This is a genomic window from Burkholderia sp. KBS0801 (assembly GCF_005937855.2).
Classification (GTDB): Bacteria; Pseudomonadota; Gammaproteobacteria; order Burkholderiales; family Burkholderiaceae; genus Burkholderia; species Burkholderia ambifaria.
Genome location: NZ_CP042177.1, coordinates 2,423,559 through 2,449,897, shown reverse-complemented (window position 1 = coordinate 2,449,897; position 26,339 = coordinate 2,423,559). Strand labels below are relative to the sequence as shown.

Below are 26,339 nucleotides of genomic sequence, written 5' to 3'. Positions count from 1 at the left end.
ATGGCAGAAATCAAGAACTACACCCTCAACTTCGGCCCGCAGCACCCGGCAGCGCACGGCGTGCTGCGCCTGGTGCTCGAGCTCGACGGCGAAGTCATCCAGCGCGCCGATCCGCACATCGGCCTGCTGCACCGCGCGACCGAAAAGCTCGCGGAAAGCAAGACCTTCATCCAGTCCGTGCCGTACATGGACCGTCTCGACTACGTGTCGATGATGGTCAACGAGCACGGCTACGTGCTCGCGATCGAGCGTCTGCTCGGCATCGACGTGCCGGAGCGCGCGCAGTACATCCGCGTGCTGTTCGACGAAATCACGCGCGTGCTGAACCACCTGATGTGGATCGGCGCACACGCACTCGACGTCGGCGCGATGGCGGTGTTCCTGTACGCATTCCGCGAGCGCGAAGACCTGATGGACGTGTACGAAGCGGTGTCCGGCGCACGGATGCACGCGGCGTACTACCGTCCGGGCGGCGTCTATCGCGACCTGCCTGACGCAATGCCGCAATACAAGGCGTCGAAGATTCGCAACGAGAAGGCGCTCGCGAAGATGAACGAAGCGCGCAGCGGCTCGGTGCTCGACTTCATCGACGACTTCTTCACGCGCTTCCCGAAGTGCGTCGACGAATACGAAACGCTGCTGACCGACAACCGGATCTGGAAACAGCGTCTGGTCGGGATCGGTGTCGTCAGCCCGGAGCGCGCGTTGCAGATGGGCCTGACGGGCCCGATGCTGCGCGGTTCGGGTATCGCGTGGGATCTGCGCAAGAAGCAGCCGTACGAAGTGTACGACCGCATGGATTTCGACGTGCCGGTCGGCGTGAACGGCGATTGCTACGACCGCTATCTGGTGCGCGTCGAAGAAATGCGCCAATCGATCCGCATCGCGAAACAGTGTATTGAGTGGCTCCGCAAGAATCCGGGCCCGGTGATGACGGACAATCACAAGGTTGCGCCGCCGTCGCGCGTCGGCATGAAGACCAACATGGAAGACTTGATTCACCACTTCAAGCTCTTCACCGAAGGTTTTCACGTGCCGGAAGGCGAGGCGTATGCAGCAGTCGAGCATCCGAAGGGCGAATTCGGCATCTACCTCGTGTCGGACGGTGCCAACAAGCCGTATCGCCTCAAGATTCGCGCCCCGGGCTTCGCGCATCTCGCGTCGCTCGACGAAATGGCGCGCGGCCACATGATTGCCGACGCCGTCACGATCATCGGTACGCAGGACATCGTGTTCGGCGAAATCGATCGCTAATGGTTGCGCCGCCCGCGCGTGCGGGCGGCGAGCAGTAAGTCACACGCGATGCGCGCTGAGCCGGCGCGGCTTCGCAAGCTGTCAACAGTGAGCGCCAGGTCTGCCGTCCATGCACAGCAGTGCGGCAGGTTGTTCGTTCGGTAGGAATTGAAAGAGTCGTGTCTGAAAATGATCTCAGCTGAAGGCCTGAAGGAAATCGATCGAGCGTTGACGAAGTATCCCGCCGATCAGAAACAGTCCGCCGTGATGTCGGCGTTGGCCGTTGCTCAGGAAGAGCACGGCTGGCTGTCGCCCGAACTGATGCAGTTCGTCGCGGACTATCTCGGCATGCCGGCAGTCGCCGTGCAGGAAGTCGCGACGTTCTACACGATGTACGAGCTCAACCCGGTCGGCAAGCACAAGATCACGCTCTGCACGAACCTTCCGTGCCAGCTTGGTCCGCACGGCGGCGCCGAGGCGACGGCCGACTACCTGAAACAGAAGCTGGGCATCGGCTTCGGCGAGACCACGCCCGACGGCAAGTTCACGCTGAAGGAAGGCGAATGCATGGGCTCGTGCGGCGATGCGCCGGTGCTGCTGGTGAACAATCACAGAATGTGCAGCTTCATGAGCCGCGAGAAGATCGACCAGCTGCTTGAGGAGCTTTCGAAATGACGTCCCTTCACGACCGTCACATCAAACCGCTGATCCTCGCTGGTCTGAACGGCGAGAACTGGCATCTCGAAGATTACGTTGCGCGCGGCGGCTACAAGCAGCTGCGCCGCATTCTCGAAGAAAAGATTCCGCCGGAGCAGGTGATCGCCGACGTGAAGGCGTCGGGCCTGCGTGGCCGTGGCGGTGCGGGCTTCCCGACCGGCCTGAAGTGGAGCTTCATGCCGCGCCAGTTCCCGGGGCAGAAGTACCTCGTCTGCAACTCGGACGAAGGCGAGCCGGGCACGTTCAAGGATCGCGACATCCTGCGCTGGAACCCGCATGCGCTGATCGAAGGCATGGCCATCGGCGCGTATGCGATGGGCATCACCGTCGGCTACAACTACATCCACGGCGAAATCTTCGAAGTGTATCGACGCTTCGAGGCCGCGCTCGATGAAGCGCGTGCCGCGGGTTTCCTCGGCGACAACATCATGGGCTCGGAATTCTCGTTCCAGCTGCACGCGCACCACGGTTACGGCGCGTACATCTGCGGCGAGGAAACGGCGCTGCTCGAGTCGCTCGAAGGCAAGAAGGGCCAGCCGCGCTTCAAGCCGCCGTTCCCGGCGAGCTTCGGCGTGTACGGCAAGCCGACCACGATCAACAACACCGAGACGTTCGCCGCGGTGCCGTTCCTGCTGTCCATCGGGCCGCAGAATTACCTCGAGATCGGCAAGCCGAACAACGGCGGCACGAAGATCTTCTCGGTATCGGGCGACGTCGAGCGTCCGGGCAACTACGAAGTGCCGCTCGGCACGCCGTTCGCGACGCTGATGGAGCTCGCCGGCGGGATGCGCGGCGGTCGCAAGATCAAGGCCGTGATTCCGGGCGGTTCGTCGGCGCCGGTGATCCCGGGCGACATCATGATGCAGACCGATCTCGATTACGACTCGATCGCGAAGGCGGGCTCGATGCTCGGCTCCGGCGCGGTGATCGTGATGGACGAGACGCGCTGCATGGTGCGTTCGCTGCTGCGCCTGTCGTACTTCTACTACGAGGAATCGTGCGGCCAGTGCACGCCGTGCCGTGAGGGCACCGGCTGGCTGTATCGCGTCGTGAATCGTATCGAGCACGGCGAAGGGCGCCAGGAAGATCTGGACCTGCTGAACTCGGTTGCCGAGAACATCATGGGCCGCACGATCTGCGCGCTCGGCGATGCGGCGGCGATGCCGGTGCGCGGGATGCTCAAGCATTACTGGGACGAATTCGCGTACCACGTCGAGCACAAGCACTGCATGGTCGGCGGTCACGCGCCGCATGTGGCTTCGGCTGCGGCAGCCTGAGGCGAAACATTCGGTTGCGGAATTTGAGCGCACGGTCGGGCGAAGGCGCGAACGGGCGGAAATAGGTTAAGGACCATTCACCATCATGGTTGAACTTGAAATAGACGGCAAGAAGGTCGAGGTGCCCGAAGGCAGCATGGTGATCCAGGCTGCGCACAAGGCGGATACGTACATTCCTCACTTCTGCTATCACAAGAAACTGTCGGTTGCGGCCAACTGCCGGATGTGTCTCGTCGAAGTCGAGAAGATGCCGAAGGCCGTGCCCGCCTGCGCGACGCCCGTGTCGGCCGGCATGATCGTGCGCACGCAGTCCGACAAGGCCGTGAAGGCGCAGCAGTCGGTGATGGAATTCCTCCTCATCAATCACCCGCTCGACTGCCCGATCTGCGATCAGGGCGGCGAATGCCAGCTGCAGGATCTGGCGGTCGGCTACGGCAAGTCGTCGTCGCGCTACTCGGAAGAAAAGCGCGTGGTGTTCCACAAGAACGTGGGCCCGCTGATCTCGATGGAAGAGATGTCGCGCTGCATCCACTGCACGCGGTGCGTGCGCTTCGGCCAGGAAATCGCCGGCGTGATGGAGCTCGGCATGCTGGGTCGCGGCGAGCACTCGGAAATCACGACGTTCGTCGGCAAGACGGTCGACTCCGAGCTGTCGGGCAACATGATCGACCTGTGCCCGGTCGGCGCGCTGACCAGCAAGCCGTTCCGCTACAGCGCCCGTACGTGGGAACTGTCGCGCCGCAAGTCGGTGAGCCCGCACGATTCCGTCGGCGCGAACCTCGTCGTGCAGGTGAAGAACAACCGCGTGATGCGCGTGCTGCCGTTCGAGAACGAAGCGATCAACGAATGCTGGATCTCGGACAAGGATCGTTTCTCGTACGAAGGCCTGAACAGCGAAGAGCGCCTGACGAAGCCGATGCTGAAGCAGGGCGGCCAGTGGATCGAAACCGACTGGCAGACGGCACTCGAGTATGTCGCGAAGGGCCTGAAGGGCATCGCCGCGGATCACGGCGCGAACGCGCTGGCGATGCTCGCGAGCGCGCACAGCACCGCTGAAGAGCTGTTCCTCGTGAAGCAGCTCGCCAACGAACTGAAGACGCCGAACGTCGACTTCCGTCTGCGTCAGCAGGATTTCTCGGCGCCGGTCCAGGGTGCCCCGTGGCTCGGCATGCCGATCGCCGACCTGTCGAACGTGGATGCCGCGTTCGTCGTCGGTTCGTTCCTGCGCCGCGACCACCCGCTGTTCGCCGCACGCCTGCGTCAGGCCGCGAAGAACGGCGCGAAGCTGCACTTCCTGAACGCGACCGCCGACGATTCCCTGATCCCGACCGCGAAGCGCATCGTCGCCGCGCCGTCGGCATGGCTCGACGAACTGGCCGGCATCGCCGCGGCCGTCGCGCAACTGCGCGGCGTCGCACTGCCGGACACGCTCGCGGGCGTCACTGCCTCGCCGGCCGCGCAAGCGGTCGCCCAGTCGCTCGCGAACGGCGAGCGCCGTGCGGTGCTGCTCGGCAACGTGGCCGTCCGTCATCCGCAATTCGCGCAGCTGCACGCGGTCGCGCAGTGGATCGCCGACAACACCGGCGCCACGTTCGGCTTCCTGACCGAAGCGGCGAACACGGTCGGCGCGCACGTCGTCGGTGCGCTGCCGGGCGAAGGCGGCCTGAACGCACGCGAAGCGTTCGCGCAGCCGCGCAAGGGCTACGTGCTGCTGAACGTCGAACCGGAATTCGACACCGCCGATCCGGCGCAGGCGCTTGCCGCGTTGAACCAGGCCGAAATGGTCGTCGTGATGTCGCCGTTCAAGCACGGCCTCGATTACGCCGACGTGCTGCTGCCGATCGCGCCGTTCACGGAAACGGCCGGCACGTACGTGAATGCGGAAGGCTCGGTGCAGAGCTTCAACGGCGTCGTGCGCCCGCTCGGCGACACGCGTCCGGCGTGGAAGGTGCTGCGCGTGCTCGGCAGCCTGCTCGGCCTGCCGAACTTCGAATACGAGACCGCCGAAGAAGTGCGTCTCGCAGCGCTCGGCGACGCAGGTGTCGCGAGCCGTCTGTCGAACCAGGCGTCGGTCGCGCCGGCCCGCGTCGCGGCGACTGCCGCGAACGGCGGTTTCGAGCGCCTCGCCGATGTGCCGATCTATCACGCCGACGCACTCGTGCGCCGCGCGGGTGCGCTGCACCTGACGGCCGCCGCGAAGGTGGCGAACGCCGCAGCCCTGCCGGCCGCGCTGTTCGACAAGCTGGGCTTGAAGGAAGGCGACGCGGTGCGCGTGCGCCAGGGCGAGCGTGCGGTGCAGTTGCCGGCCGTGCGCGACGCGAATCTTGCGGAGACGGTCGTTCGCGTGTCGGCGGCGACGCCTGCCGGCGCAGCGCTCGGCAGCCTGTCCGGTGAACTGGTGGTGGAGAAGGCGTAAATGAGCTTGTTCGATACGATCAACGCGGGCGGAGCCCAGCTTCTCGGCATCGCATGGCCGACGGTGTGGGCCATCGTGCGCATCCTCGTCGTCGCCGTCGTGATCCTGCTGTGCGTCGCGTACCTGATTCTGTGGGAACGCAAGCTGATCGGCTGGATGCACGTGCGTCTCGGCCCGAACCGCGTCGGCCCCGCCGGCCTGCTGCAGCCGATCGCCGACGTGCTGAAGCTGCTGCTGAAGGAAGTCATTCAGCCGAGCGCCGCGAGCCGCTGGCTGTACCTGATCGCGCCGGTCATGACCGTCGTGCCGGCATTCGCCGTCTGGGCGGTGATCCCGTTCCAGGCCGAGGCCGTGCTCGCGAACGTGAACGCCGGCCTGCTGTATGCGATGGCGATCTCGTCGATCGGCGTGTACGCGGTGATTCTCGCCGGCTGGGCGTCGAACTCGAAGTACGCGTTCCTCGGCGCGATGCGCGCGGCGGCCCAGATGGTGTCGTATGAAATCTCGATGGGCTTCGCGCTGGTGCTCGTGCTGATGACGGCCGGCAGCCTGAACCTGTCGGAAATCGTCGGCTCGCAGCAGCACGGCTTCTTCGCCGGCCACGGCGTGAATTTCCTGTCGTGGAACTGGCTGCCGCTGCTGCCGGCGTTCGTCGTCTACTTCGTGTCCGGCATCGCCGAAACGAACCGCCACCCGTTCGACGTGGTGGAAGGGGAGTCGGAGATCGTCGCGGGTCACATGATCGATTACTCGGGCATGGCGTTCGCGCTGTTCTTCCTCGCCGAGTACATCAACATGATCGTGATCTCGGCGCTCGCCGCGACGCTGTTCCTCGGCGGCTGGGATGCACCGTTCGAATTCCTGTCGTTCATTCCGGGCGTCTTCTGGCTGGTGCTGAAGGTGTTCGCGCTGCTGTCGGTGTTCATCTGGGTTCGCGCGACGTTCCCGCGCTACCGTTACGACCAGATCATGCGTCTGGGCTGGAAGGTGTTCCTGCCCGTCACGGTGATCTGGGTGGTCGTGGTCGGCTTCTGGATGATGTCGCCGCTCAACATCTGGGTGAAGTAAAGATCGGACGAAATCATGACGGCAATCCAACACTTCTTTAAGACCTTCTTCCTGACGGAGCTGCTGAAAGGGCTCGCGCTGACCGGTCGCTACACGTTCCGGCGCAAGTTCACCGTGCAGTTCCCGGAAGAGAAGACTCCGATTTCGCCGCGCTTTCGCGGGCTGCATGCGCTGCGCCGCTACGAGAACGGCGAAGAGCGCTGCATCGCGTGCAAGCTCTGCGAGGCCGTGTGCCCCGCGCTGGCGATCACGATCGAATCGGAAACGCGTGCGGACAACACGCGCCGTACGACGCGCTATGACATCGACCTGACGAAGTGCATCTTCTGCGGTTTCTGCGAAGAGAGCTGCCCGGTCGATTCGATCGTCGAGACGCAGATTCTCGAGTATCACGGCGAAAAGCGCGGCGACCTGTATTTCACGAAGGAAATGCTGCTCGCGGTGGGCGATCGCTACGAGAAGGACATCGCTGCGGCCAAGGCCGCCGACGCGCCGTATCGTTGATTGTGTTTGCAGTGCCGGCCCGGCATGAACGGGTCGAGCCGCCGCGACGGGTGCGGGCGTCCCGCAAGCCGCGCCTGACTATGGCCTAACGATGAACCGGTAATCATGGAATTCACGACCGTATTGTTCTACATCTTCGCGCTGCTCCTGGTGGTATCAGGGCTGAAGGTGATCACTTCGCGCAACCCGGTGGCGTCTGCGCTTTTCCTTGTGCTGGCGTTCTTCAACGCCGCCGCGATCTGGATGCTGCTGGAAGCGGAGTTCCTCGCGATCCTGTTGGTGCTGGTGTACGTGGGCGCCGTGATGGTGCTGTTCCTGTTCGTCGTGATGATGCTGGACATCAACATCGATTACCTGCGCCGCGACTTCAAGCGCTTCGTGCCGATGGCAACGGTGGTCGGCGCGATCATCGTGGTCGAGACCGCGCTGATCCTGTGGCGCGGCTACGGCGACACGCACGCGGTGCACGCCATGGCGACGGGCGCGATGGCCGACTGGTCCAACACGCGACTGATCGGCAAGGTGATCTACACCGACTACATCTTCGCGTTTGAAATCGCCGGCCTGGTGCTGCTGGTCGCGATCATCGCCGCGATCGGGCTGACCGAGCGCAAGGGCAAGGACAGCAAGCGCCAGCGCGTGTCGGATCAGGTCAAGGTGCGCCGCAACGACCGCGTGCGCCTCGTGAAGATGGAAGCAGAAAAGCCGCAGCCGGAAACGGCGCAGAGCGAAGCCGGTACGAGCACCAACGGCTAAGCGGAGGAAAAGAAACCATGTTGACTCTTGCTCACTACCTCGTGCTCGGCGCGATCCTCTTCGCGATCGCGATCGTCGGGATTTTCCTGAACCGCCGCAACATCATCATCATCCTGATGGCGATCGAATTGATGCTGCTGGCGGTGAACACCAACTTCGTCGCGTTCTCGCATTACCTCGGCGATGTGCACGGCCAGATCTTCGTGTTCTTCGTGCTGACCGTCGCCGCAGCGGAAGCCGCGATCGGTCTCGCGATTCTGGTGACCCTGTTCCGTAAGCTCGACACGATCAATGTCGAGGATCTCGATCAGCTCAAAGGTTAATTTCAGGCAACGCTGTTATGTCAATGACACTCAATGAAAACCTGCTGCTGGCGATTCCGCTCGCTCCGCTGGCCGGCTCGCTGATTGCGGGGCTGTTCGGGAACGCAGTGGGGCGCAAGGGCGCACACCGGATCACGATCCTCGGCGTATTGATCGCGTTCCTCCTGTCGGCGAAAGTCTTCCTCGACGTGATGGGCGGCGCGAGCTTCAACGCGACCGTCTACGAATGGATGAACGTGGGCTCGCTGAAACTCGAAGTCGGCTTCCTCGTCGATTCGCTGACCGCGATGATGATGGTCGTCGTGACCTTCGTCTCGCTGATGGTGCACGTGTACACGATCGGCTACATGTCGGAGGAGGACGGCTACCAGCGGTTCTTCTCGTACATCTCGCTGTTCACGTTCTCGATGCTGATGCTCGTGATGAGCAACAACTTCCTGCAGCTGTTCTTCGGCTGGGAAGCGGTGGGTCTGGTGTCGTACCTGCTGATCGGCTTCTACTTCACGCGTGAGAGCGCGATCTACGCGAACATGAAGGCGTTCCTCGTGAACCGCGTGGGCGACTTCGGCTTCCTGCTGGGCATCGGCCTGCTGCTCGCATTCGCGGGTTCGATGAACTACGGCGAAGTGTTCGCGAAGCGTGCCGAGCTCGCAAGCCTGCACTTCCCGGGCACCGACTGGGGCCTGCTGACCGTTGCCTGTATCTGCCTGTTCATCGGCGCGATGGGCAAGTCGGCGCAGTTCCCGCTGCACGTGTGGCTGCCCGACTCGATGGAAGGCCCGACCCCGATCTCCGCGCTGATTCACGCGGCGACGATGGTGACGGCCGGCATCTTCATGGTGTCGCGCATGTCGCCGCTGTTCGAGCTGTCGGATACCGCGCTGTCGTTCATCACGGTGATCGGCGCGATCACGGCACTGTTCATGGGCTTCCTCGGGATCGTCCAGAACGACATCAAGCGGGTCGTCGCGTACTCGACGCTGTCGCAGCTCGGCTACATGACCGTCGCGCTCGGCGTGTCCGCCTACCCGGTCGCCGTGTTCCACCTGATGACGCACGCGTTCTTCAAGGCGCTGCTGTTCCTCGGCGCCGGTTCGGTGATCATGGGCATGCACCACGACCAGGACATGCGCAACATGGGCGGCCTGCGCAAGTACATGCCGATCACGTGGATCACGTCGCTCGTCGGTTCGCTGGCGCTGATCGGTACGCCGTTCTTCTCGGGCTTCTACTCGAAAGACTCGATCATCGACGCGGTGAAGCTGTCGCACCTGCCGGGTTCGGGCTTCGCGTACTTCGCGGTCGTCGCGAGCGTGTTCGTCACGGCGCTGTACTCGTTCCGCATGTACTTCCTGGTGTTCCACGGCGAAGAGCGCTTCCGCAAGCCGAAGCATCCGGAATCGCCGATGGGCATGGCGGCCGCGCACGGCCACGATGATCACGGCCATGGCCACGGTCATGACGACCACGCGCACGAGCCGCACGAGACCCCGTGGGTCGTGTGGGTGCCGCTGGTCCTGCTGGCGATTCCGTCGGTGATCATCGGCGCGATCGCGATCGGCCCGATGCTGTTCGGCGACTTCTTCCAGCACGGCGTCGCATTCGACAAGGTGATCTTCATCGGCGCGAACCATCCGGCTCTGGCCGAGATGGCCGAAGAGTTCCACGGCTGGGTCGGCATGGGCCTGCACTCGGTGTCGGGCCTGCCGGTGTGGCTGGCGCTCGCCGGTGTCGTCGTCGCATGGTTCCTGTATCTGAAGCGTCCGGAACTGCCGGCGTCGATCCGCCGCGCGTTCGGCCCGATCTACACGCTGCTGGACAACAAGTACTACATGGACAAGATCAACGAAGTGGTGTTCGCCCGCGGTTCGGTGGCGATCGGCCGCGGCCTCTGGAAGGAAGGTGACGTCGTCGTGATCGACGGCCTCGTCAACGGCAGCGCCCGGTTCATCGGCTGGTTCGCCGGCGTGATCCGCTTCCTCCAATCCGGTTACATCTATCACTACGCGTTCGCCATGATCATCGGCATGCTGGGGCTCCTGACCCTGTTTGTAACGCTCGGCGGCAAATAAGGCGGGGGGACAACACTAATGCACGCTTTTCCGATTCTCAGTACCGCGATCTGGCTGCCGATCGTTTTCGGCCTCCTCGTGCTCGCGGTGGGTAACGACAAAAATCCGGGGACGGCCCGCTGGGTCGCGCTGATCGGTTCGCTGCTCGGTCTCGCGGTCACGATCCCGCTGATCACGGACTTCGACTCGAGCACGGCCGCGCTGCAGTTCGTCGAGAAGTCGACCTGGATCGAACGCTTCGACATCTCGTACCACCTCGGCGTCGACGGCATTTCGATGTGGTTCGTCGTGCTGACCGCGCTGATCACGGTGATCGTCGTGATCGCCGCGTGGGAAGTGATCACCGAGAACGTCGCGCAGTACCTCGCGGCCTTCCTGATCCTGTCCGGGATCATGATCGGCGTGTTCTCGGCGGCCGACGGCCTGCTGTTCTACGTGTTCTTCGAGGCGACCCTGATCCCGATGTACATCATCATCGGCGTGTGGGGCGGCCCGAACCGCGTGTATGCGGCATTCAAGTTCTTCCTGTACACGCTGGCCGGCTCGCTGCTGATGCTGGTCGCGCTGATCTACCTGTACACGCAGACGCATTCGTTCGACCTCGCGACGTGGCAGAACGCCAAGATCGCGATGACGCCGCAGATCCTGCTGTTCATCGCATTCTTCCTCGCGTTCGCGGTGAAGGTGCCGATGTGGCCGGTGCACACCTGGCTGCCGGACGCGCACGTGGAAGCGCCGACGGGCGGCTCGGTCGTGCTGGCGGCGATCATGCTGAAGCTCGGCGCGTACGGTTTCCTGCGTTTCTCGCTGCCGATCACGCCTGACGCAAGCCACTTCCTCGCACCGGTCGTGATCACGCTGTCGCTGATCGCGGTGATCTACATCGGCCTCGTCGCGATGGTGCAGGCCGACATGAAGAAGCTGGTCGCGTATTCGTCGATCGCGCACATGGGCTTCGTGACGCTCGGCTTCTTCATCTTCAACCAGCTCGGCGTCGAAGGCGCGATCATCCAGATGATCTCGCACGGCTTCGTGTCGGGTGCGATGTTCCTGTGCATCGGCGTGCTGTACGACCGTTTGCACTCGCGCCAGATCGCCGACTACGGCGGCGTCGTGAACGTGATGCCGAAGTTCGCGGCATTCGCGATGCTGTTCTCGATGGCCAATTGCGGCCTGCCGGGCACGTCGGGTTTCGTCGGCGAATTCATGGTGATTCTCGCCGCCGTCCAGTACAACTTCTGGATCGCATTCGGCGCGGCATTCACGCTGATCCTCGGCGCCGCCTACACGCTGTGGATGTACAAGCGCGTGTACTTCGGCGCGGTCGCGAACGATCACGTTGCCAAGCTGAAGGACATCGGCCGTCGCGAATTCGTGATGCTGGTCGTGCTGGCCGCGTTCACGATGCTGATGGGCCTGTATCCGAAGCCTTTCACCGACGTGATGCACGTTTCCGTGGAAAACCTCCTCTCCCATGTCGGGCAGTCCAAACTGCCGCTGGCCCAGTAATCGCGAGCGGAGGAAATCAAGATCATGAACGCACCTATGAATGTCCTGTTGCCTGACGCGCTGGTGATGGTCGCCGTCGTCGTCGCATGGCTGAACGACACCTTTACTGGTGCCGCTGGCCGCCGCCTGACCTATCTGATCGCGGTGGTTTCGTCGGTCGTCGCCGGCGTGTGGTTCGCGGTGCAGGCGCTCGACCCGCACCAGTACTACTTCTTCTCGCGGATGGTCGTCGTCGACTCGTTCGCGAGCATGATGAAGGCCGTCGTGTCGATCGGCTTCGCCGTCTCGCTCGTCTATTCGCGCAAGTACCTCGAAGACCGCGACATGTTCCGCGGCGACGTCTTCCTGCTGGGCATGTTCTCGCTGCTCGGTCAATTGGTGATGGTGTCGGGCAACAACTTCCTGACGCTGTACCTCGGCCTCGAACTGATGTCGCTGTCGCTGTACGCGGTCATCGCGCTGCGCCGCGACGCGCCGCAGTCGAGCGAAGCCGCGATGAAGTACTACGTGCTGGGCGCGCTCGCGTCGGGCTTCGTGCTGTACGGCATCTCGATGCTCTACGGCGCGACCGGCTCGCTCGAGCTGGGCGAGGTGTACAAGGCAGTCGGCGGCAACACCGACGCGGCCGTGCTGATGTTCGGCGTGGTGTTCATCGTCGCCGGTATCGCGTTCAAGCTTGGCGCCGTGCCGTTCCACATGTGGGTGCCGGACGTCTACCAGGGCGCCCCGACCGCGATGACGCTGTTCGTCGGCGGCGGCCCGAAGGTTGCCGCGTTCGCGTGGGGCCTGCGCTTCCTGGTGATGGGCCTGCTGCCGCTAGCCCAGAACTGGCAGACCGCGCTCGTGATCCTCGCCGCGCTGTCGCTGATCGTCGGTAACATCACCGGTATCGTCCAGCGCAACATCAAGCGGATGCTCGCGTACTCGGCGATCTCGAACATGGGCTTCGTGCTGCTCGGCCTGCTGGCCGGCATCGTGAAGGGCGACGCGGCCGCACCGGCGAACGCGTACAGCTCGGCGATGTTCTACGCGATCGTCTACCTGATCACGACGCTCGGCTCGTTCGGCGTGGTGATGCTGCTCGCGCGCCGCGATTTCGAAGCGGAGACGATCGACGACTTCAAGGGCCTCAACAAGCGCAGCCCGGTGTTCGCGTTCGTGATGATGGTCATGATGTTCTCGCTGGCCGGTATCCCGCCGACCGTCGGCTTCTACGCGAAGCTCGCGGTGCTCGAGGCGACCGTCAATGCGGGTCTCACGTGGCTCGCCGTGCTGGCGGTGATCACGTCGCTGTTCGGCGCGTTCTACTACCTGCGCATCGTCAAGCTGATGTACTTCGACGCGCCGCAGGATACGGCCCCGATCACCGGCGATTTCTGCAAGCGCACGATCCTCGCGCTGAATGGCGTCGCGGTCGTCGTGCTCGGCCTGATCCCGAGCCCGCTGCTGACGGCCTGCCTGCAGGCGATCCGTCATACGCTGCCGCTGTAATGTCGGCAGCCGGCTGGTTCATCGTGCTGTTGGCGCTCGTCTGCGCCAACGTGCCGTTCCTGAACCAACGCCTCTTCGCCGTCGTGCCGTTCGGCGCGACGAAGAAGAACGCGTGGGTTCGGATCGGCGAGCTGATCGTGCTGTATTTCGTCGTCGGCGCCCTCGGCTTCTGGCTCGAGTCGCGCGCCGGCAACCGCTTCGAACAGGGCTGGCAATTTTACGCGATCACCTTCAGTCTCTTTGTCGTGTTCGCGTTTCCCGGCTTCACGTTCCAGTATCTCGTCAAACGACGCTGACGGCTTCGGCCGTCACGCTCATCCACGGAGCCGCCGATGGCCGAACTACCCAATCACGACGCCGCACTGACCGAAACCTGCCTCGAGAGCGAGGCGATTTTCGAAGGCTCGTTCCTCAAGCTCAAGCGCGATACCGTCCGTTTGCCGGATGGCAAGCGCGCCACGCGTGAATACGTTCAGCACCCGGGCGCGGTGATGGTGATCCCGCTGTTCGACGACGGCCGCGTGCTGATGGAAAGCCAGTATCGCTATCCGATCGGCAAGGTCATGGCCGAATTCCCGGCCGGCAAGCTCGATCCGGACGAAGGCGCGCTGGCGTGCGCGGTGCGCGAGCTGCGCGAGGAAACCGGCTACACGGCACGCGAATACGTGTTCCTGGCCCGGATTCATCCGATCATCTCCTACTCGACCGAATTCATCGACCTGTATCTCGCACGCGGGCTGACGGCCGGCGAGCGCAAGCTCGACGAAGGCGAATTCCTCGAAACCTTCACGGCGACGCAGGCCGACCTCCAGGAATGGGTGCGCACGGGCCAGATCACCGACGTGAAGACGATCATCGGCATGATGTGGCTCGACAAGGTACTGTCCGGCACCTGGCCGCTCGGCCCGGTCGTGAAGCCCTGACCGCGCGTCAGCGGCGGGTAGGGCGCCGCGTTACAATCCGGTGACGCGGCCGCTTTCCGGCCGCGCGATCCTGATTTAGCACGATCGTTCACAAAAGCGCGTTTTGCGCTACACTCGTCACACGCCCTGATTCACAGCATGAAGGTCCTCGATTTGCAGTGCCCGCACGATCATCGGTTCGAAGGCTGGTTCGCTTCCGCCGATGAGTTCGAAGCGCAGTTGTCCCGCAAGCTGGTCGAATGTCCGGTGTGCGGGACGACCGAGATCAACCGGATGCCGTCGGCGCCGCGCCTGAACCTGTCGGGTGCGACGCAGGCGCAGCCGGCCGATCCGCGTGCGCTGCAGGCGCAGGTGATGCGTGCGCTGCGCGAGGTGCTGGATAAGACCGAGAATGTGGGCGAGCGCTTCGCCGAGGAAGCGCGGCGCATCCATTACAACGAGGCGCCGGCACGCAGCATTCGCGGCGTCACGACGCCGGAGGATGCGCAATCCTTGGTTGAAGAAGGCATCGACGTGATGCCGCTGCCGATTCCCGCCGCGCTGAAAGAACCGCTGCAATGACGTACGCAGTGGGTCCTGGCCGGGCCGGATGGCCGCGGTCAGCCTTGCATGGGACCTGAGTAACCGCTAAAGCGCTAACTCCGGTCGACCGACAGGAGACACTGCGCATGGATCTGGATTATTCCCCCGCCGACGACGCGTTCCGCGTTGACGTTCGCGCCTGGCTCGAGGCCAATCTGCCTCACGCCCTGCGCGCCAAGGTACTCGATCACAAACGACTCGACCGCGAGGACTTCGCGAGCTGGCACCGGATTCTCGGCCAGCGCGGCTGGTCCGCGCCCGCGTGGCCGGCTGAATACGGCGGCCCGGGCTGGAACGCGACGCAGCGGCACATCTGGGACGAGGAGTGCGCCCGCATCGGCGCGCCGACCGTGCTTCCGTTCGGCGTGTCGATGGTCGCGCCGGTGCTGATGAAATACGGCAGCGAAGCGCAGAAGCGCCACTATCTGCCGCGCATCCTCGACGGCACCGACTGGTGGTGTCAGGGCTATTCGGAGCCCGGCTCCGGGTCGGACCTCGCGTCGCTGCGCACCCGCGCCGAACGCCATGGCGATTACTACGTCGTCAACGGCCAGAAGACCTGGACCACGCTCGGCCAGTACGCGGACATGATGTTCTGCCTCGTGCGCACGGATCCGGCCGCGAAGAAGCAGGAGGGCATCTCGTTCCTGCTGATCGACATGGCGACGCCCGGCATCACGGTGCGTCCGATCATCACGCTCGACGAGGATCACGAGGTCAACGAGGTGTTCTTCGAGGACGTGAAGGTGCCCGTCGAGAATCTCGTCGGCGACGAAAACCGCGGCTGGACCTACGCGAAATACCTGCTGGGCCACGAGCGCACCGGTATCGCGCGCGTCGGGGCGTCGAAGCGCGAGCTCGTGTTCCTGAAGCGCGTGGCGTCGCACCAGCAGAAGAACGGCAAGCCGTTGCTCGCGGATCCCGTGTTTGCCGCCAAGGTCGCGGCGCTCGAGGTCGAGCTGATGGCGCTCGAGGTGACGGTGCTGCGCGTCGTGAGCCGCGAGACGAGCGGCAAGGGGCCGGGCCCCGAGGCGTCGATGCTGAAGATCAAGGGTACCGAGGTGCAGCAGGCGCTCACCGAGCTGATGTTCGAGGCGATCGGGCCGCTCGCGGCGCCGTTCGACGTGCCGTTCCTCGAGGGCAAGCGCGAACACAGCATCGCGGGCGACGACGATGCCGCGCCGCTCGCCGCGTACTACTTCAATTATCGGAAGACGTCGATCTACGGCGGCTCGAACGAGATTCAGAAGAACATCATCGCGCAGATGATTCTCGGGCTGTGATCAGGGAACGGAGACAACCATGGATTTCAGCTTTACCGATGAGCAGCAACAGTTCGCCGACGCGCTGCGCCGCTATCTCGGCGAGCAGTACGGTTTCGACGCGCGCCAGGCTATCGTGCGCAGCGATGCGGGCGTGTCGGACGCGCAATGGAGCGCATTCGCGGAGCTGGGCCTGACCGCGCTGCCCGTGCCGGAGGCTCAGGGCGGATTCGGCGGCGGCCCGGTCGACATGCTGGTCGCGATGCAGGAGCTCGGCCGCGCACTCGTGGTCGAGCCGTACTGGGCGACGGCGGTCGGCATCGAGGCGCTGCGGCTCGCCGGGTCCGGCACGGGCGACGATGCCGCGCTGCTGGAAGCGGTCGCACTGGGGCAGAAGCGCCTGGCGGTCGCGTTTCACGAACCGCGGGCGCGCTACGACCTGTACGAACTCGGCACGCAGGCACGCGAGCAGGGCGGTGCTGGCCGGTTGACCGGCACCAAGTCGGTCGTGCAGCACGGCGCACAGGCGCACGCGTGGATCGTTCCCGCACGGGTCGACGGCGGTGGCATCGGCCTGTTCGTGGTCGAGCGCGACGCCGCGGGAGTGAAGCTCGTCGACTATCGGACGATCGACGGCCAGCGCGCCGCGACGATCGAGCTGCACGAAACGCCCGCGCGGCAACTGACCGGCGGCGCACGCGACGCGGCCGCGCTCGAGCAGATCGCCGATTACGCGACCTTCCTGCTCTGCGCGGAAGCGGTCGGCGCACTCGACGAACTGAACCGCGCGACGGTCGAATACACGAAGACGCGCGAACAGTTCGGCGTGCCGATCGCGCGTTTTCAGGCGCTGCAGCACCGGATGGTCGACATGCTGATTCACGCGGAGCAGGCGCGCTCGCTGACCTACCTGGCCGCGGTGCGTTACGCGGGCGGCGATGCCGATGCACGGCGCAAGGCGGCGTCGGCCGCGAAGGCGCGGGTCGGCACGGCAGCGCGCTTCGTCGGCCAGCAGGCCGTGCAACTGCACGGCGGCATGGGCGTGACCAACGAGGTCGCCGCCGCGCACCTGTTCAAGCGGCTGTCGATCATCGAGACGACCCTCGGCGACACCGATCACCACCTTGCGCGCATCACGGCCCTGCCGGATTTCGCGCAGGCCGACGCGGCATGACGGCGACGCGCGAGCGCGCCAGAGGAGACACACAGTGGGTATCAGTTACGAAGACCTGGAAGTCGGCAGTACGACCGAAATCGGCCGCTACACGTTCGAACCGGACGACATCAAGACGTTCGCGCAACGCTACGATCCGCAGCCGTTCCATCTGGACGAGGAGGCCGGCAAGGCATCGCCGTTCGGCGGACTGGTCGCGAGCGGCTGGCATACGTGTTCGGTTTTCATGAGCCTGCTCATCAAGAAGCTCGGGCCGGATTCGACCAGCATGGGCTCGCCCGGCATCGACTCGATCCGGTGGCTCAAGCCCGTGCGTGCCGGCGACACGATCACGATGCTCCAGAAGATCCACGACAAGCGCGTGTCGGCGAGCAAGCCCGATCGCGGCATCGTGTCGACGGAGTGGATCGGCATCAACGGCGCCGGCGACACGGTGATCTCCGTGCATACCAAGGTGATCTTCGGGCTGCGCCATCCGCAAGGAGCGGGCGCATGACGGACGTGACATTGCCGCTGATCGCGTCGCCGCAGGCGCTCCATGCACAGGTCGGCGCGGAACCGCTGGCAAGCGGCTGGGTCGAGATCGACCAGCGTCGGGTCGACGGTTTCGCCGACGCGACCGGCGATCGCCAGTGGATCCACGTCGATCCCGAGCGCGCGCGGCGCGAATCGCCGTTCGGCGGTCCGATCGCGCACGGATTCCTCACGCTGTCGCTGATTCCCGCGCTGATGGCCGATGCGATGCGCTTCGAGCAGAAGATGGGCGTGAACTACGGACTGAATCGCGTGCGGTTCCTGAAGCCGGTGCCGGTCGGCACGCGTGTGCGCGCGCTGTTCGCGGTGAAGGAAACCGCGGAGGCCGCGCGGGGCGGCGTGCAGGTCACATGGTCGGTATCGATGCAGGCCGAGCGTCCCGACGCGCCGTTGCTGGTTTGCGCGGCGGAATTCATTACGCTGCACTACTTCTGATGCGCGCGGCGGCGTCGACGGATGCCGCCCGCGTTGCCCGCGCGTGCTGCGTCAATGCTTCGCGTATTGCGTCGCGCCGAACAGCATCTCGCGCGCCTTGTCGTCCTGCAGTGCCTTGCGCATCGAGGCGAGGACTTCGACGCCGCGCTGCACGGCCGGACGCGCGGCAATCGCTTCCTGCCAGCGCTTCACGTTCGGCAGTTCATCGAGCACGATGCCCTGGTTCTGCCACGAACGTGTCCACGGGAACGTCGCGATGTCCGCGATCGTGTACGTGTCGCCCGCGAGATATTCGGATTCGCCGAGGCGTTTTTCCATCACGTTGTACAGGCGCTTCGCTTCGTTCGTGTAGCGATTGACCGCGTATTCGATCTGCTCCGGCGCGTACAGGCGGAAGTGATGCGCCTGCCCGAGCATCGGGCCGACGCCGCCCATCTGGAACATCAGCCATTCGAGCGTCGCATAGCGCCCGGCCGGGTCGGTCGGCAGGAACTTGCCGGTCTTTTCCGCAAGGTACACGAGGATCGCGCCCGATTCGAACAGCGAGATCGGCTTGCCGCCGGGGCCGTCCGCGTCGACGATCGCGGGAATCTTGTTGTTCGGGCTGATCTTCAGGAATTCAGGCTTGAACTGGTCGCCCGCACCGATATCGACCGGATGCACGCGATACGCGAGGCCCGTTTCCTCGAGCATGATGTGTACCTTGTGGCCGTTCGGGGTCGCCCAGCTGTAGACGTCGATCATCGTCAACTCCTTCGTTGCATGCGCGAAAACGGCGCCGGCAGGACGCCGCGACAGGCGGTCATTAGAGCATGGATCGACGTGCGCTGCAGGCGGCGGCAAGGCGCGGCCGCGCGCCGGCGCCCGCGTGTCGATGCGGCGCGGCGAGGCGGTTAGAACAGCGGGATTGCGCGGATCAGCGCTTGTAGCGCGGCTGCCGTTTCTCGAGAAATGCGGTAATGCCTTCGAACGCGTCCGCGTGATGCAGCGAGGCGACGAAGTGATCGCGCTCGGTGCCGAGATGGGTTTCGAGCGGCTGCGCGGGCGCATCGTCGAGCAGCGACTTGATGCGCGTGAGTGCGTTCGGCGAGATGCCGGCAAGCGAGTCGGCCCACGCGAGCGCATCGGACAATGCGGCACCGGGCACGGCGAGTCGATTGACTACGCCGAGCGCATGCAGGCGTTCGGCCGCGACGGGCTTGCCTTCGAACAGGATTTCGGCGGCCAGCGCGCGCGGCAGCGCGCGTGCGAGGAACCACGAGCCACCGCCGTCGGGCGTGAGGCCGACGCGCGCATACGACATCACGAACTTCGCGTCGTGTGCGGCGACGATCAGGTCGCATGCAAGCGCGAGCGAGAAGCCCGCGCCGGCCGCCGCCCCTTCGACCGCCGCGATCACGGGTTTCGTCGATGCGCGGATCGCCGTGATCCACGCGCCGAGCTGATCGATGCTGTCGGCCTGGTAGGACGGATCTTTCGCGCGGTTCTCGAGCAGCCGGTTCAGGTTGCCGCCAGCGCAAAAGAAACGATCGGCGCCCGTGAGCACGACCGCGCGAATCGCCGGATCACGCTCGGCGGTGGCGAGCGCTTCGACGCCGGCCGCGTACATGTCGGGATGCAGCGCATTGCGCGCGCCGGGATTGGACAGCGTGAGGACGAGCGTCGATTCGCTCTCGGGCGGACGCGAGGCCAGCAGTTCAGCACTCATGCGAGGGTGTCTCCATCGGATGGCGAGGCTGCGGCGCCGCGCGTTGCGCGGGCTCGTGCGCATACCCGCGAGGGCGCTGCCGCAGCGGATGCATTGTTGTCGTGACGGACATGAAACTGCTTTAGACTAGCACGAACGTGCTTTTCAGCGCGACGAATCCTGGTGCGGCCGGCGTCGCTGCGGCCGCGCTCCCGCAACGAAGGAGACTCCGATGCTACAGCTGTGCGGTATTCCGTTGTCCAACTATTACAACAAGGTGAAGTTCGTCCTGCTCGAACATGACATCCCGTTCGAGGAAGCGACATGCACGTTGCCGGTCAGCGATCCTGCATTGCTCGCCGATTCGCCGCTCGGCAAGATTCCGTTCCTGAAGACGGAAGAGGGCGCGCTGTTCGAGTCGCAGGTGATCATCGAATATCTGGCAGCGCGTTATCCCGACAAGGCAATTTTCCCGGCGGGGCCGTTCGCGGCCGCGAAGGTGCGCGAACTCGTCGAGACGCTCGAGCTGTATCTCGAATGGACCGCGCGCGAGGTCTATACGGAGGCGTTTTTCGGCGGCAAGGTCAGCGACGGGACCAAGGCGCATGTCGAGAAGCGCCTGCCGCGTGCGATCGATGCATTCAAGCGGATGACGCAATTCTCGCCCTACGTGCTCGGCGACACGTTCGGTCTTGCGGACATCGCCGCATCGGTCCACCTGCCGGTGATCGGGATGGCGACGAAGGCCATCTTCGGCCGCGATTTCCTGCTCGACGCCGGCATCGACTGGAAGGCGCACGCGAAGCTGGTCGGCGAGCGGCCGGCCGCGCAGCGCGTGGCGGCCGATCGCAAGGCCTATGTCGAGGCGACGGCCGCCGCGCGTTCGTAAGCGCGAGCCGGACACAGAGCGGGCAGCGTCTTGCTGCCCGTGCCGGACTTACAGGCGTGCGAGCCGTTCGAGTGCGGACGCGAGCGTGCTTTCCTGTTTCGCGAAGCAGAAGCGCACGACGCCCGATTCGTGCGGCTCGTGATAGAACGCCGACACCGGAATCGCCGCCACACCGATTTCCGACGTGAGCCACTTCGAGAATTCCGCTTCGGGCAGGTCGCTGATCGCCGAATAGTCGACGCACTGGAAGTACGTGCCCGTGCACGGCAGCAGCTTGAAGCGCGTGCGTTCGAGGCCGGCGCGGAAGAAGTCGCGCTTCTTCTGGTAGAAGTCGGGCAGCGTCAGGTACGGTGCCGGATCGCGCAGGTAGTCGGCGAGCCCGATCTGCGTCGGCGTGTTCACCGTGAACACGTTGAACTGATGGACCTTGCGGAACTCCGCCATCAGTGCGGCAGGCGCCGCGACATAGCCGATCTTCCAGCCCGTCACGTGATAGGTCTTCCCGAAGCTCGACACGATGAAACTGCGCTCGGCCAATTCCGGGTAGCGCGCGACGCTCTCGTGCCGGGCGCCGTCGTAGACCATGTGCTCGTACACTTCATCGGACAGGATCAGCACGTTGGTGCCGCGCACGATCTCCTCGAGCTTGCGCATGTCGGCCTCGCGCCACACGGTGCCGGTCGGGTTGTGCGGCGTGTTGATCATGATCATCCGCGTCTTCGGCGTGATCGCGGCGGCGAGACGATCGAACGGGATCGCGTAGTCGGGCGCCTCCAGCGTGACGAACACCGGCTTGCCACCGGCGAGCTCGATCGACGGCAGGTAGCTGTCGTAGGTCGGCTCGACGACGATCACCTCGTCGCCCGGATGCACCGCGCACAGGATCGCCGTCAGGAGTGCCTGCGTCGCGCCGGCCGTCACCGTGATCTCGGTGGCCGGGTCGTAGCGCCGGCCGTAGACCTGCGCGATCTTGTCGGCGATCGCGTCGCGCAGCGGCGCAACGCCCGCCATCGGCGGATACTGGTTGTGGCCGTCGCGCATCGCGGCCGCGACCGCGTCGACGATGCGCGGGTCACAGTCGAAATCCGGGAAGCCCTGGCCGAGATTCACGGCGCCTTTCTCGGCGGCGAGCGCGCTCATGACCGTGAAGATCGTGGTGCCGACGTTCGGCAGGCGCGACGGGAAAACGGGATTCGTAGGCATGTCGGAAGGAGCGTTCATCGATACGGTCGCAGCGTGTTGCGTCGGCCCGTCAGGCCGGCGTGGTGGGGATGGCCGACGCGGCATCGAGCGCGCAGGCTTCGGTAAACGGCGCGGGCTGCGCGATCCGGAAGCCGAAGTCGCGTGCGGTGCGCTTCGCGAGCTTGAGCAGCGCGCGGTCCTTCGACACGAGCCAGTCGGCCTGCGCGGCGCGCGCGAGTTCGAGAAACTTCTGATCGTCACGGTCCTTGCACTTCGGCAGCGGCGGCGCGTCGGCGTCGACGGGCAGCGGCTCGACGCGGCTCGTCAGGCGTGCGACGGTCGCGAGCGCTTCGGCCTTGTCGATCGCACGCTCGCGGAACTGCGGGTAGTCGAGCACGAGCTCGAGTTCGTTCAGGCAGCGGCCGTCGATCACGGCGGCCAGCGTGCCGCGTTCGAGCGCAGCCCGGATCGGGCGTGTGGCAGGGTCGTCGAATACGAGTATGTCGATCCAGACGTTCGAGTCGAGCACGACGCGATGCGCGGCGTGCGGGGCGGAGGAGCGGGTCATTCGTTACAATCGGTGGTTTTCGTCTGACCGCAAGGCACGGCGTGCCAGCGAGCCTCTATGATAATCGTTCTCTCTCCCGCCAAATCCCTCGACTACGATACGCCCGCCCATGTCCCGTCTTACACGAAGCCTGCATTCGTCGACGATGCGTCGGAACTGATCGACGGCCTGCGCAAGCTGTCGCCGCAGGACATCGCGACGCTGATGGACATCTCCGACCCGCTCGCGCGCCTGAACTTCCAGCGCTACGCGGACTGGTCGCCGACCTTCTCGCCGGCCAATGCGAAGCAGGCGGTGCTCGCGTTCAACGGTGACGTGTACGAAGGGTTCGATGCCAAATCGCTGTCGGCCGCCGATCTCGACTACGCGCAGCAGCACGTGCGCGTGCTGTCGGGCCTGTACGGGCTGCTGCGCCCGCTCGACCTGCTGCAGCCTTACCGGCTCGAGATGGGCACTCGTTTCGCGAACGCGCGCGGCAAGGATCTGTACGCGTTCTGGGGCGACCGGATCACGCGTGCGCTGAACGAGCAGCTCGAGACGCGCAGCGGTGCGGCGCGCGTGCTGGTCAACTGCGCGTCGACCGAGTATTTCAAGTCGGTCAAGCCGAAACTGCTGGCCGCACCGGTCGTCACGCCGGTGTTCGAGGACTGGAAGGGCGGCCGCTACAAGATCATCAGCTTCCACGCGAAGCGCGCCCGTGGCCTGATGGCGCGCTATATCGTCGAGAACCGCATCGCCGAACCGGCGGCGCTGAAGGATTTCGCGATGGAAGACTACGTGTTCGACGCCGCTGCATCGAACGATTCGACTTACGTATATCGCCGGCGAATCGGCGAGTGACCCCGGCGGCCGTTCACGAGACGGCCGGCGCATGCATGCGGTCGGGCAGGCGGCAAACCGCCCGTTCCGCTCGACAGCTTTGCATGGGCCCGGAGTAAGTGCTCAAGCGCCAACTCCGGTCGACAGCTTTGCATGGGACGGGAGTAAGTGCTGAAGCACTAACTCCCGTCGACAGAGGAGAGACAGATGACCCTTTCGATCACCAGCAATTTCGACGCGGGCGCCATCGACGTCGTGTCGTGCGACAGCCCCGACGCGATCCGGCTGCGCGTGCGCGGCGACAACCGCTCGGAATTCGCCCAATGGTTCTACTACCGTCTCACGGGCGCACGCGGCGAGCGTTGCGTGATGTCGTTCGAGAATGCGGCCGAATGCGCGTATCCGTCGGGATGGCGCAACTACAGCGCGGTCGCGAGCTACGACCGCGTCGACTGGTTCCGCGTGCCGACGACCTTCGACGGCAAGACGATGACCATCGACCATACGCCCGAGTTCGACAGCATCTACTACGCGTATTTCGAGCCGTATTCGGAAGAGCGCCACGCGGCGTTTCTCGGCGCGGTCCAGCAGTTGCCGCAGGCGCGCGTCGTCGAGCTTGGCCGCACGGTCGAAGGCCGTCCGATGTCGTTGCTGACGCTCGGTACGCCGGAAGTCGACGGCGCACCGAAGAAGAAGGTGTGGGTCATCGCGCGTCAGCACCCCGGCGAGACGATGGCCGAATGGTTTATCGAAGGGCTCGTCAAGCGGCTGGCCGGCTGGGGCGATTGGGCGGGCGATCCGGTGGCGCGCAAGCTCTACGACCGCGCGACTTTCTACATCGTCCCGAACATGAACCCGGACGGCAGCGTGCACGGCAACCTGCGCACCAACGCGGCGGGCGCGAACCTGAACCGTGAGTGGATGGAGCCCGATGCCGAGCGCAGCCCCGAGGTGCTGGCCGTGCGCGATGCGATCCATGCGATCGGCTGCGACATGTTCTTCGACATTCACGGCGACGAGGATCTGCCTTACGTGTTCGTCGCGGGTTCGGAGATGCTGCCGAGCTTCACCGAGCAGCAGCGCAAGGAGCAGACCGCGTTCATCGACGCGTTCAAGGTCGCGAGCCCGGATTTCCAGACCGAGCACGGCTACGCGGCGAGCAAGTACAAGGAAGACGCGCTCAAGCTCGCATCGAAGTATATCGGTCACCAGTTCGGGTGCCTGTCGCTGACGCTCGAGATGCCGTTCAAGGACAACGCGAACCTGCCCGACGAGCGGGTCGGTTGGAACGGTGAACGCAGTGCGGCACTGGGTGCAGCGATGCTGGCGGCAATCCTGGTGCACGTCGAGACGTTCGCGTAAACGCATCGCCGTCGACATGAAGAAAGCCGGCGCATCGTGCGATGCGCCGGCTTTTTCGCTTCTGCCGCTGCCGTCCGGTCAGGACTTCTTCGCGGTTTTCTTCTTCACGACTTTCTTCTGGCCGCTTGATTTCTTCGTTGCGGCGGCTTTCTTGCCGGTGCGGCTCGTTGCCTTGACCTTGCCGCGGTGCGACTTGCCCGTGAACTTCTTCGTCGACGACGACGGACGCTCGACGCGCGGCTTCAGCGGCGGCACTGGATCGTTCCAGCTGAACGCAAGCATTTGCTGACCGACATAGCCGCAGCGGAATTTCAGCGGTGTCGGGTCGCTGCCGTCGCTGTGGATGCCGAGGCCGTCGACGGTGACGATGTTGTCCACCTTTACGCGCTGCTTGCCCTGATCGAACGAATCGTTCCACGGCGTGATCGCCGCGTTGCCGTTTTCGAACGCCTTCGGCGCGAAGTCGACGCGATCGAAGGCCGAGGACGTGCTGGCGATGAAGCTGCCGTGCGCCGCACAATCGGCGACGATCGGATCGGCATGCATCTCGTTGACGAATTTGTTGATCAGTTCGGAGCGCTGGTCGAGGAGGTCGGCGAGTACCGGTGCCGGAAGCGCAAGCGACAGGCCGGCGACACAGGCTGCCAGCTTGCCGAGCGCCCGGAAAATCCGGAGCGAGGCAGGAGAGCTGTCCATCTGGTTATTGGTGAGGAGCGAATGAGGCATCGGGCAGGTATAGATGCCCGATGAAGAACAGGAGTTCAATCTTAGCGTAAAAAAGTTGGGCGGCAGTAGGTGCCGCACTCTCCCGCGCTGCGCAAGCGGATCGGCGCGTGTGCAGATCGCATCGGGACCGGCGCACTCAGGCGCGCGGGCCGCCGAGACGATAGCGCCGCACGTCGAACGTGGTGACCCACGCCGGACGATAGACGGCGATGAGCGCGGTGGCCATGCCGGTGAACCACGCTTCGCCGAGCGCGAGCAGCGCGGTGTTGAGCAGATAGCCGGCGGGAATCACGACGGGCACGCCGTCCGCGAGCGCGAGCTGGACGCCGGCCGCGGCCGCGGCGACCGCGACGATCGCGATGGCCGGAGACAGGAATCCCTGGCCGGTGATGAACGATGTGAGGTTATGCGGCAGCCACGCGATCACGGCGCGCTGCAGCAATGCGGACACGGCCACCGGTAGCGCGCCATAGATCAGATAGGTGAGGCCGATGCCGTGCCACGGCGCGTCGAAGACGATCGCGGCGATGCCCGTGACGGCACCCATCGCGATCAGCGCAAGCGTCCAGTCGAACAGTGTGACGAGCAGCGTCGCGCCGAGCAGGTGCATGACGGTGCCGTCCTCGAGCCATGCATTCGAGGCCCACAGAACCGTAATTGCAGTGACGAGCGCGAGCCACACGTGCTGGAGCGTTGCGTCCTGCAAGCGGACGAAGGGGCGATTCCAGAGCGCGAGCGCGAGCAGAGCCACGGCGCCGATCCAGCCGCCGATGCCAACCCAGAGCGGAAGCGGTGTGAAAAGAAAACCCATGCGTCCATATTACTCGTTG

27 protein-coding genes are annotated in these 26,339 nt (G+C 64.7%); 21 read left to right on the top strand and 6 right to left on the bottom strand.

Annotation, left to right across the window (positions count from 1 at the left end; all coding sequences use genetic code 11):
- From FFI87_RS11640 to FFI87_RS11555, 18 genes are all read left to right on the top strand, one after another.
- On the top strand, positions 1–1,254 hold the full coding sequence (locus FFI87_RS11640) for an NADH-quinone oxidoreductase subunit D (RefSeq protein WP_006750459.1): 1,254 nt from the start codon (positions 1–3) through the stop codon (positions 1,252–1,254).
- A 168-nt stretch (positions 1,255–1,422) separates the two neighbouring features.
- A complete protein-coding gene (gene nuoE, locus FFI87_RS11635) occupies positions 1,423–1,908 on the top strand; it encodes an NADH-quinone oxidoreductase subunit NuoE (protein WP_006756903.1) in 486 nt (161 codons plus the stop codon).
- Entirely contained in the window at positions 1,905–3,227 is a 1,323-nt protein-coding gene (gene nuoF / locus FFI87_RS11630; protein ID WP_006750461.1) for an NADH-quinone oxidoreductase subunit NuoF, read from the top strand. Before nuoE ends, nuoF begins: the two co-directional genes overlap by 4 nt.
- An 85-nt stretch (positions 3,228–3,312) precedes the next feature.
- A complete protein-coding gene (gene nuoG / locus FFI87_RS11625) occupies positions 3,313–5,643 on the top strand; it encodes an NADH-quinone oxidoreductase subunit NuoG (protein WP_138847413.1) in 2,331 nt (776 codons plus the stop codon).
- Positions 5,644–6,711: an NADH-quinone oxidoreductase subunit NuoH gene (gene nuoH, locus FFI87_RS11620; protein WP_006750463.1), complete on the top strand. Its 1,068-nt coding sequence runs from the start codon at positions 5,644–5,646 to the stop codon at positions 6,709–6,711.
- 15 nt (positions 6,712–6,726) lie between these two features.
- Positions 6,727–7,215, top strand: coding sequence for an NADH-quinone oxidoreductase subunit NuoI (nuoI, locus tag FFI87_RS11615; protein ID WP_006398806.1), 489 nt, complete (start codon positions 6,727–6,729; stop codon positions 7,213–7,215).
- Positions 7,216–7,320: 105 nt separating this feature from the next.
- Positions 7,321–7,971, top strand: coding sequence for an NADH-quinone oxidoreductase subunit J (locus FFI87_RS11610; protein WP_012364318.1), 651 nt, complete (start codon positions 7,321–7,323; stop codon positions 7,969–7,971).
- 17 nt (positions 7,972–7,988) lie between these two features.
- A complete protein-coding gene (gene nuoK, locus FFI87_RS11605) occupies positions 7,989–8,294 on the top strand; it encodes an NADH-quinone oxidoreductase subunit NuoK (RefSeq protein ID WP_004185739.1) in 306 nt (101 codons plus the stop codon).
- Between the two features lie 17 nt (positions 8,295–8,311).
- Positions 8,312–10,366, top strand: a complete 2,055-nt coding sequence (nuoL, locus tag FFI87_RS11600) for an NADH-quinone oxidoreductase subunit L (RefSeq protein ID WP_105830695.1) — start codon at positions 8,312–8,314, stop codon at positions 10,364–10,366.
- Between the two features lie 18 nt (positions 10,367–10,384).
- Positions 10,385–11,875, top strand: coding sequence for an NADH-quinone oxidoreductase subunit M (locus FFI87_RS11595; protein ID WP_138847414.1), 1,491 nt, complete (start codon positions 10,385–10,387; stop codon positions 11,873–11,875).
- Positions 11,876–11,911: 36 nt separating this feature from the next.
- Complete coding sequence (gene nuoN / locus FFI87_RS11590; RefSeq protein WP_186381724.1) at positions 11,912–13,366, top strand: NADH-quinone oxidoreductase subunit NuoN; 1,455 nt, start codon at positions 11,912–11,914, stop codon at positions 13,364–13,366.
- A complete protein-coding gene (locus FFI87_RS11585) occupies positions 13,366–13,662 on the top strand; it encodes a DUF2818 family protein (RefSeq protein ID WP_006756909.1) in 297 nt (98 codons plus the stop codon). Before nuoN ends, FFI87_RS11585 begins: the two co-directional genes overlap by 1 nt.
- 36 nt (positions 13,663–13,698) lie before the next feature.
- Positions 13,699–14,289 (top strand): NUDIX domain-containing protein, encoded by a 591-nt coding sequence (locus tag FFI87_RS11580; protein WP_012364314.1) that lies wholly within the window; start codon positions 13,699–13,701, stop codon positions 14,287–14,289.
- A gap of 138 nt (positions 14,290–14,427) precedes the next feature.
- On the top strand, positions 14,428–14,850 hold the full coding sequence (locus tag FFI87_RS11575) for a DUF1178 family protein (protein ID WP_012364313.1): 423 nt from the start codon (positions 14,428–14,430) through the stop codon (positions 14,848–14,850).
- 107 nt (positions 14,851–14,957) lie between these two features.
- Positions 14,958–16,154 (top strand): acyl-CoA dehydrogenase family protein, encoded by a 1,197-nt coding sequence (locus FFI87_RS11570; protein WP_138847416.1) that lies wholly within the window; start codon positions 14,958–14,960, stop codon positions 16,152–16,154.
- 19 nt (positions 16,155–16,173) lie between these two features.
- The gene (locus FFI87_RS11565; protein ID WP_138847417.1) at positions 16,174–17,307 is read left to right on the top strand and encodes an acyl-CoA dehydrogenase family protein; all 1,134 of its coding nucleotides are present in this window, start codon (positions 16,174–16,176) and stop codon (positions 17,305–17,307) included.
- A gap of 34 nt (positions 17,308–17,341) precedes the next feature.
- Positions 17,342–17,803: a MaoC family dehydratase gene (locus tag FFI87_RS11560; RefSeq protein ID WP_012364310.1), complete on the top strand. Its 462-nt coding sequence runs from the start codon at positions 17,342–17,344 to the stop codon at positions 17,801–17,803.
- Complete coding sequence (locus tag FFI87_RS11555; RefSeq protein ID WP_138847418.1) at positions 17,800–18,276, top strand: MaoC family dehydratase; 477 nt, start codon at positions 17,800–17,802, stop codon at positions 18,274–18,276. The genes FFI87_RS11560 and FFI87_RS11555 overlap by 4 nt, the downstream gene beginning before the upstream one ends.
- Positions 18,277–18,327: 51 nt before the next feature.
- On the opposite strand, the gene FFI87_RS11550 is transcribed toward FFI87_RS11555, so the two are convergent.
- Together FFI87_RS11550 and FFI87_RS11545 are read right to left on the bottom strand one after the other, a co-directional pair.
- Positions 18,328–19,020, bottom strand: coding sequence for a glutathione binding-like protein (locus FFI87_RS11550; RefSeq protein ID WP_012364308.1), 693 nt, complete (start codon positions 19,018–19,020; stop codon positions 18,328–18,330).
- Between the two features lie 172 nt (positions 19,021–19,192).
- A complete protein-coding gene (locus FFI87_RS11545; protein ID WP_012364307.1) occupies positions 19,193–19,984 on the bottom strand; it encodes an oxepin-CoA hydrolase, alternative type in 792 nt (263 codons plus the stop codon).
- A 211-nt stretch (positions 19,985–20,195) separates the two neighbouring features.
- Between FFI87_RS11545 and FFI87_RS11540 the strand changes: the two genes are divergently transcribed.
- The gene (locus FFI87_RS11540; RefSeq protein ID WP_138847419.1) at positions 20,196–20,852 is read left to right on the top strand and encodes a glutathione S-transferase; all 657 of its coding nucleotides are present in this window, start codon (positions 20,196–20,198) and stop codon (positions 20,850–20,852) included.
- 48 nt (positions 20,853–20,900) lie between these two features.
- Here FFI87_RS11540 and FFI87_RS11535 read toward each other — a convergent pair whose 3' ends face one another.
- The gene (locus tag FFI87_RS11535; protein WP_138847420.1) at positions 20,901–22,073 is read right to left on the bottom strand and encodes a pyridoxal phosphate-dependent aminotransferase; all 1,173 of its coding nucleotides are present in this window, start codon (positions 22,071–22,073) and stop codon (positions 20,901–20,903) included.
- A 31-nt stretch (positions 22,074–22,104) separates the two neighbouring features.
- The gene (locus tag FFI87_RS11530; RefSeq protein WP_138847421.1) at positions 22,105–22,602 is read right to left on the bottom strand and encodes a putative toxin-antitoxin system toxin component, PIN family; all 498 of its coding nucleotides are present in this window, start codon (positions 22,600–22,602) and stop codon (positions 22,105–22,107) included.
- Between the two features lie 57 nt (positions 22,603–22,659).
- On the opposite strand from FFI87_RS11530, the gene yaaA reads away from it, so the two are divergent.
- Together yaaA and FFI87_RS11515 are read left to right on the top strand one after the other, a co-directional pair.
- Positions 22,660–23,442, top strand: coding sequence for a peroxide stress protein YaaA (yaaA, locus tag FFI87_RS11525; protein WP_012364304.1), 783 nt, complete (start codon positions 22,660–22,662; stop codon positions 23,440–23,442).
- 186 nt (positions 23,443–23,628) lie between these two features.
- The gene (locus tag FFI87_RS11515) at positions 23,629–24,783 is read left to right on the top strand and encodes a M14-type cytosolic carboxypeptidase (RefSeq protein ID WP_012364303.1); all 1,155 of its coding nucleotides are present in this window, start codon (positions 23,629–23,631) and stop codon (positions 24,781–24,783) included.
- Positions 24,784–24,861: 78 nt separating this feature from the next.
- On the opposite strand, the gene FFI87_RS11510 is transcribed toward FFI87_RS11515, so the two are convergent.
- Complete coding sequence (locus tag FFI87_RS11510; protein WP_012364302.1) at positions 24,862–25,509, bottom strand: BspC domain-containing protein; 648 nt, start codon at positions 25,507–25,509, stop codon at positions 24,862–24,864.
- A gap of 136 nt (positions 25,510–25,645) precedes the next feature.
- The gene (locus tag FFI87_RS11505) at positions 25,646–26,320 is read right to left on the bottom strand and encodes an energy-coupling factor ABC transporter permease (protein ID WP_012364301.1); all 675 of its coding nucleotides are present in this window, start codon (positions 26,318–26,320) and stop codon (positions 25,646–25,648) included.
- Positions 26,321–26,339: the final 19 nt, after the last annotated feature.